The sequence below is a fragment of the Algoriphagus sp. genome (assembly GCF_024642405.1).
Taxonomy (GTDB): domain Bacteria; phylum Bacteroidota; class Bacteroidia; order Cytophagales; family Cyclobacteriaceae; genus Algoriphagus.
Window position 1 is genome coordinate 1 of record NZ_JAHEBC010000232.1, and the last position, 6,036, is coordinate 6,036.

General features: G+C 37.3%; 6 protein-coding genes and 1 pseudogene. 3 read left to right on the top strand and 4 right to left on the bottom strand.

Annotated features, from left to right (window positions below):
• Both Q0L68_RS14870 and Q0L68_RS14875 read right to left on the bottom strand, forming a co-directional pair.
• Window positions 1–190 (bottom strand): annotated as a pseudogene (locus tag Q0L68_RS14870) (lipopolysaccharide biosynthesis protein); the annotation flags it as partial.
• A 15-nt stretch (window positions 191–205) separates the two neighbouring features.
• On the bottom strand, window positions 206–991 hold the full coding sequence (locus Q0L68_RS14875; protein ID WP_296704764.1) for an enoyl-CoA hydratase-related protein: 786 nt from the start codon (window positions 989–991) through the stop codon (window positions 206–208).
• Between the two features lie 213 nt (window positions 992–1,204).
• Between Q0L68_RS14875 and Q0L68_RS14880 the strand changes: the two genes are divergently transcribed.
• From Q0L68_RS14880 to Q0L68_RS14890, 3 genes are all read left to right on the top strand, one after another.
• Entirely contained in the window at window positions 1,205–2,659 is a 1,455-nt protein-coding gene (locus Q0L68_RS14880) for an NADP-dependent isocitrate dehydrogenase (protein ID WP_296704767.1), read from the top strand.
• A gap of 106 nt (window positions 2,660–2,765) precedes the next feature.
• A complete protein-coding gene (locus Q0L68_RS14885) occupies window positions 2,766–4,055 on the top strand; it encodes a glycosyltransferase family 4 protein (RefSeq protein ID WP_296704770.1) in 1,290 nt (429 codons plus the stop codon).
• Complete coding sequence (locus Q0L68_RS14890) at window positions 4,036–5,124, top strand: DegT/DnrJ/EryC1/StrS aminotransferase family protein (protein WP_296704772.1); 1,089 nt, start codon at window positions 4,036–4,038, stop codon at window positions 5,122–5,124. Before Q0L68_RS14885 ends, Q0L68_RS14890 begins: the two co-directional genes overlap by 20 nt.
• A gap of 12 nt (window positions 5,125–5,136) precedes the next feature.
• Here Q0L68_RS14890 and Q0L68_RS14895 read toward each other — a convergent pair whose 3' ends face one another.
• Window positions 5,137–5,313, bottom strand: coding sequence for a hypothetical protein (locus Q0L68_RS14895; protein ID WP_296704774.1), 177 nt, complete (start codon window positions 5,311–5,313; stop codon window positions 5,137–5,139).
• Window positions 5,314–5,324: 11 nt separating this feature from the next.
• Window positions 5,325–6,036: VOC family protein (locus Q0L68_RS14900; RefSeq protein ID WP_296704775.1), on the bottom strand; the 712-nt coding region annotated here is incomplete at its 5' end.

Consider the following 6,036-nt stretch of genomic DNA (forward strand, 5'->3'; position numbering starts at 1 on the left):
TTTCCATCCCATAGGTAAAAATTATATTCAAAAAACCTATTAATGCATAGATACCAGTGAAAGCTCCTAAATCTTCTTTGCTCAGGTAAGCAGTATAAACAATAATAAGCAAAAAGTTGATGGACCTCCCCAGAATACTACTTAGGCCATAAACAGCCGTTTGGCCGGCAAGGTTTTTAAGATTACTCATAAAAGAGAATAGGATTTATTCTCCCTTGAAATTTGGTTTCCTTTTTTCAAGAAATGCTGTTGTTCCTTCTTTATAGTCCCCTGACTTGACGCATCTTGCAAAACTATTAGCTTCAGTTTGAAATCCATTTTCATCAGATAGATAAGCAGCGTTTACACAATCTATAATCATGCCGATTGCTAAAGGAGCCTTGCTTCCAATTTTTTTAACGATCTCCTCAGCTTTTGCTATCGCATCGGCTTTGGTAGGAAGTACATAATTTACCAAACCAAGTGAATGAGCTTCATTAGCATCAATCATATCACCAGTCATCATAAGTTCGTTTGCCTTTCCGCGACCGATCAATATGGTCAATCTTTGGGTTCCTCCATAACCTGGGATGATTCCAAGATTTACTTCTGGCTGACCAAATTTAGCATTGGCGGTTGCAATTCTCATATGACAGGCCATAGCCAATTCACAGCCACCGCCTAGGGCGAATCCGTTAGTTACTGCTACAACAGGTTTATGAAGATTTTCAATAATGCTGAAAATTTCCTGTCCATTTTCAGCAAATTTTCTGGCATTTACTTCATTTAATTCAGCAATTTCTCTGATATCGGCTCCCGCTACAAAAGCTCGTTCTCCAGCTCCAGTTATAATAACTGCTTTGATTGATTTGCTGTCAGCAACTTCTTCGAAAATTGCTTTTAACTCCTCTAGAGTTGCAAAATTCAAAGCATTCATTTTATCCTCCCGATTTACGGTCAAATAGAGAATGCTTTCTTTTATTTCAGTCAGAATATTATTGTATTCAGCCATAAAACGTAGATCTGTTTAAAACAAATATACAAGCAGGGTAGTCAATCCCAAATTTTGTGACTTAGAAAAATATGAGAATTACTAGGAACTTCCTGTATTAGATTATTTTATTCATCTTGAATCATCTAAATTATTCAATCCCAAAATTCCCTTCGCCATTTTTATTACTTTTGTGAAAAATCAATATTAACTATATCCACTATTATATAAACTATGTCTTCAAAAAGAAAAATCACAGTAGCCTATGGTGACGGGATCGGTCCTGAAATTATGAAAGCTACGTTGGCAATCCTTGAGGCTGCTGGAGCTCAATTAGAATATGATGTTATTGAAATCGGGGAACAAGTTTATCTAAAGGGAATTTCTTCAGGAATGGCCCCGAACGCTTTTGAGTCTCTTAGAGAAACCAAGGTATTTTTGAAATCACCTATTACTACCCCCCAAGGTGGAGGATTCAAATCTTTGAATGTAACTACTAGAAAGTCATTTGGTCTTTTTGCAAATGTGCGTCCTTGTCGAGCTTTTTCACCTTTCGTTCGTACGCATTTCCCAAAGACTGATATGGTCATTGTTAGAGAGAATGAGGAAGACCTTTATGCAGGAATTGAACATAGACAAACACAGGAAGTTTACCAGACTTTGAAATTGATTTCAGAGCCTGGATCTGAGAAAATCATTCGATACGCTTTTGAGTATGCCAAGAAAAACGGCAGAAAAAAAGTGACTTGTATGACCAAGGATAATATTATGAAATTGGCTGATGGCCTTTTCCATAAGAAATTTGATCAGATCGCTAAGGAATATCCTGAGATCGAAAACGACCATAAAATCATTGATATCGGAACTGCCCTGATTGCTGAAAGACCTGAGATTTTTGATGTGATTGTGACCCTGAATCTTTATGGAGATATTATTTCTGATGTGGCTGCCCAAGTGACAGGATCAGTTGGTTTGGGAGGTTCTGCAAATGTCGGAGAGGAAGTAGCTATGTTTGAGGCAATTCATGGTTCGGCCCCGGATATCGCAGGAATGGGGATTGCAAACCCATCTGGATTACTGAATGGTGCAGTAATGATGCTTGTGCACATTGGTATGCCGGAAATGGCGGAAAAAATTTCCAATGCTTGGATGAAAACGCTAGAGGATGGAATTCATACCGGAGATATTTATCAGGAAGGATTATCCGCAAAAAGAGTAGGTACTGAGGAGTTTGCACAGGCTGTAATAGAAAGATTAGGACAAAAGCCTACAAAAATGACTCCTGTAGTTTATGATAAAGAGGATACTGAACCAATGAAAATCACGCTTTCTCCAAAGAAAAAGGAGAAGAAAGAATTAATAGGTGTAGACGTTTTCATTGATTGGGATGAGGATAACAGGGATTTTAATGTAATTGGTGAAAGGTTAAGAAAAGCCAATGTGGATGGACTGCAGCTTCAATTGATCACCAATAGAGGGGTTAAGGTATTTCCGGAAGGAATGAGAGAAACTTTCTGTACGGATCACTGGAGATGTAGATTCAAAACAGCTGATCAAAAAGTTATTACTCATGATGCGGTATTGGCTTTGCTTAAACAAATTCAGGAATTAGGTTTTGACTTTATCAAGACTGAGCACCTCTATACATTCGATGGTGTAAGGGGATATTCTTTGGCACAAGGAGAATAACTTTAAATAAGTATTTCAGAAAGGGATTTGGGAGACCATTTCCCTTTTTTATTTCCTTTTTTGGACTGTTACTTCCTACATAGTTCTTAGTATCTTGTCTGTTTCTATGTCAAAAAGAGTTTTAATTATCACTTATTATTGGCCTCCAAGTGGAGGTAGCGGCGTGCAGCGATGGCTGAAATTTGCCAAATATTTGCCTGAATCAGGGTGGGAACCAGTCATCTTTACTCCTGAAAATCCTGATTTTGATTTGAAGGATGAAACACTTTTAGACGAAGTTTCTCCAAAACTTGAGATAATGAAATTTCCGATTTGGGAACCTTATCAACTTTTAAATAAAATTCGAGGAAATAAAAAAACGCATCCAGGAAGGGTTTTGGAACAAAAAGATCAAGGCTGGATTGAAAAAGGCGCCATCTGGCTAAGAGCAAACTTGTTGGTTCCTGATCCAAGAATATTTTGGGTAAAACCCTCGGTGAAATTCTTGACAGATTTGGTGAAAAATGGACAGTTTCAAGCAGTTATAACTACTGGACCGCCTCATAGTATGCATTTGATTGGTAGGGGATTGAAGCGAAAAACAGGCATATTTTGGTTAGCGGATTTTCGGGATCCTTGGTCACAATGGGAATTCTTAGATAAGCTTCCTATGCAATCCTTTGTAAGAAAAAAGCATGCTGAACTGGAAAAAACAGTATTAAAAGAAGCAGATGTGATTACCACCATTTCACCGACATTTCAAAGAGATTTAAAAAAGATTTTTGATAGAGAAATTGAACTCTTGACAAATGGATTTGATCTATCAGATATTCCTGCAGGTTTTAAACCGGTTAAAAAGAAATCCTTACAATTAAATCTTGTATACTCTGGAATAATAGATTCTATTCGAAACCCAATGCCCCTATTAAAAGCGATGAAAGAGGAATTTAAACCTCATAAGGAAAATGTGTCTTTTACTTTTGTGGGCAGGGTAAGTGATTCAGTCCAAGAACAGATTGCAATTGACTCTTGGTTGAAGTCTCATGTTCATTTTGCAGGATATGTTTCGCATGAGGAAGTATTCAGTTTTTATGAAAAGGCAGATGCATTGGTCTTAATCTTGACTAACACCAAAAATGCTCAGGGAAATATTCCGGGCAAATTATTTGAATATCTCTCGACCAAAATTCCTGTAATTGCTTTAGGTGATCCTGAGGGAGATTCTTCGGAGATTTTAGTAGAAGCAGGTGCAGAAAAAGTGATGTCTTTTAGTGATCATGTAGGGATTCAACTTCGCTTGAGAAAGTTATTTGAATCAGATGGAGAGCATCAAGATACAGCATCCATTGATCATTATTCTCGAAAAAATCTCAGTTTTCAATTAGCTAAATTATTGGATGAATATTCCATTTCTTGATCTTTCGAAAATGGATTCAGAGCTTAAAAACGCTCTGAAATTGAAATTTGGAGAACTTCTGGATAAAGGGAGATTCTCTGGAGGAGAGGAAGTTGAAAGCTTTGAAAACAATGTTTCAACTATTCTTAATAGCCCTCATGTGATTTCATGTGCTAATGGAACTGATGCTTTGGAACTTGCGCTTAGAGCACTGAATATTGGGGCAGGTGATGAAGTTATTGTGCCAGCATTGACTTGGGTTTCAACTGCGGAGGCTGTGATAATGGTAGGAGCGAAGCCTGTTTTTTGGGATACAGATAGAAATGGGCTTTTGGCAGATGATTGGACAAAAGCTATTTCTTCAAGGACAAAAGCTGTCATACCGGTTCACCTATATGGCAAAATGCCCAATATGGACTTCTTAATGAAGAAGGCAAAAGAGAGTAATCTTTTTGTGATTGAGGATGCTGCTCAAGCATTTGGTTCATTTCAGAAAAGGAAGGCTGCGGGTACATGGGGAGATGTGGGATGTTTAAGTTTTTACCCCACAAAAAATCTTGGAGCTTTAGGAGAGGCAGGGATATGCCTGACAAATGATTCCAAATTAGCCACTAGAATTAGATTGCTTTCCAATCATGGTCAACCTGCAAGAGATCAACATGAATTAGTCGGTAGAAATAGTAGAATTGATACAATTCAAGCAGGATTTTTAAATGTGTTTTTCGAAAAACTTCCAGCTTTCCAAAAGAAAAGAAAAACTTTGGCAGCAAAATATGATGAGCAATTAAAAAGCATATCTGAAATACAATTACCAAATGGTTCAGACTTTGGAGATTGTAACTTACACCTATATGTCATTCAAAGTAAAAAGCGTGATTTACTTCGTGCATTTTTGGAAAAAAAAGGAATTAAAACAGCAATTCACTACCCAGAAATAGTCCCAGACTTGAAACCTTATAAAGTACATGGGGATTTTGAAATGTCTAGAAGTATCGCAAAAAATGGTTTATCGCTTCCATTAAACCCTTGGCTAAAAGAAGAAGAAATAACTTTTATAATAAGTAAGATTTGTGAGTTTTTTAAATCATAAATCGTATGCTATTTACCAACGATAGCCACCTCCGTACATTCCTACATTCATTGTGGGAGTTACTCTTACCCCATATGGTCCGCCGGAAAAACTCATTCCCACACCGCCCGACATGTGCATATTTGCGCAGCTATGAAGAAACAATGAAATACCAATAATTGAAGCTATGATTAATGTTTTTTTGAACATGGTTTCTAGATTTAAGGGTTATAAACTTGGACAGCAAAGGGAGCTCCCGTTGGATCTAGTAGCAAAGCCACCGATCCATTTCTTATTTCAGGGCTTGGGTTAATTAGTACCTGAGCACCTGCATTCTTAGCTTTTTCTACAGTCATATTCACATCTGCAACTCTGATATAAGGAACCCAGTGAGACCTTACTGTTGATGAAGGGTTCTGTAGCATACCTGCACAATTTTGATCCCCATATTTAAAAATTGTGTAATCTATATTTCCGTCTTTCGTTTGACTGGTAGTATATCCAAATACTGATGAATAAAAATCTGCTGAATTAGCTGGTTCATTAGACCATAATTCCTGGCCTAAAAAAGTATCGATTTCAGCTGGCTTACTTTCCGGATCCCCATTTGTCAATTTTATTAATGAGATATGTGCGCCTTGTGGGTCTTGAATAAAAGAAATAAGACCTCGATCATCCACATTAGTAGCTTTTTTCAGGATTTTAGCCCCTTTATTTTTTGCTGTAATTGATGCTTGTTCAACGTCCGGAACAGAAATAGCTCCGATCCATTCACCAGAACTATTTTCGCTTTTGTAATAAGCCATTAAGGCTATTGGCTTATCATTTTTCTTAAATATCCAGACTTTATTATTTCCCTCTCCAAAAGGAACAGCGTCCCAATCAAATACAGATTTATAAAATATTGAGGATAATTCAGGGTCTGGCGATGCT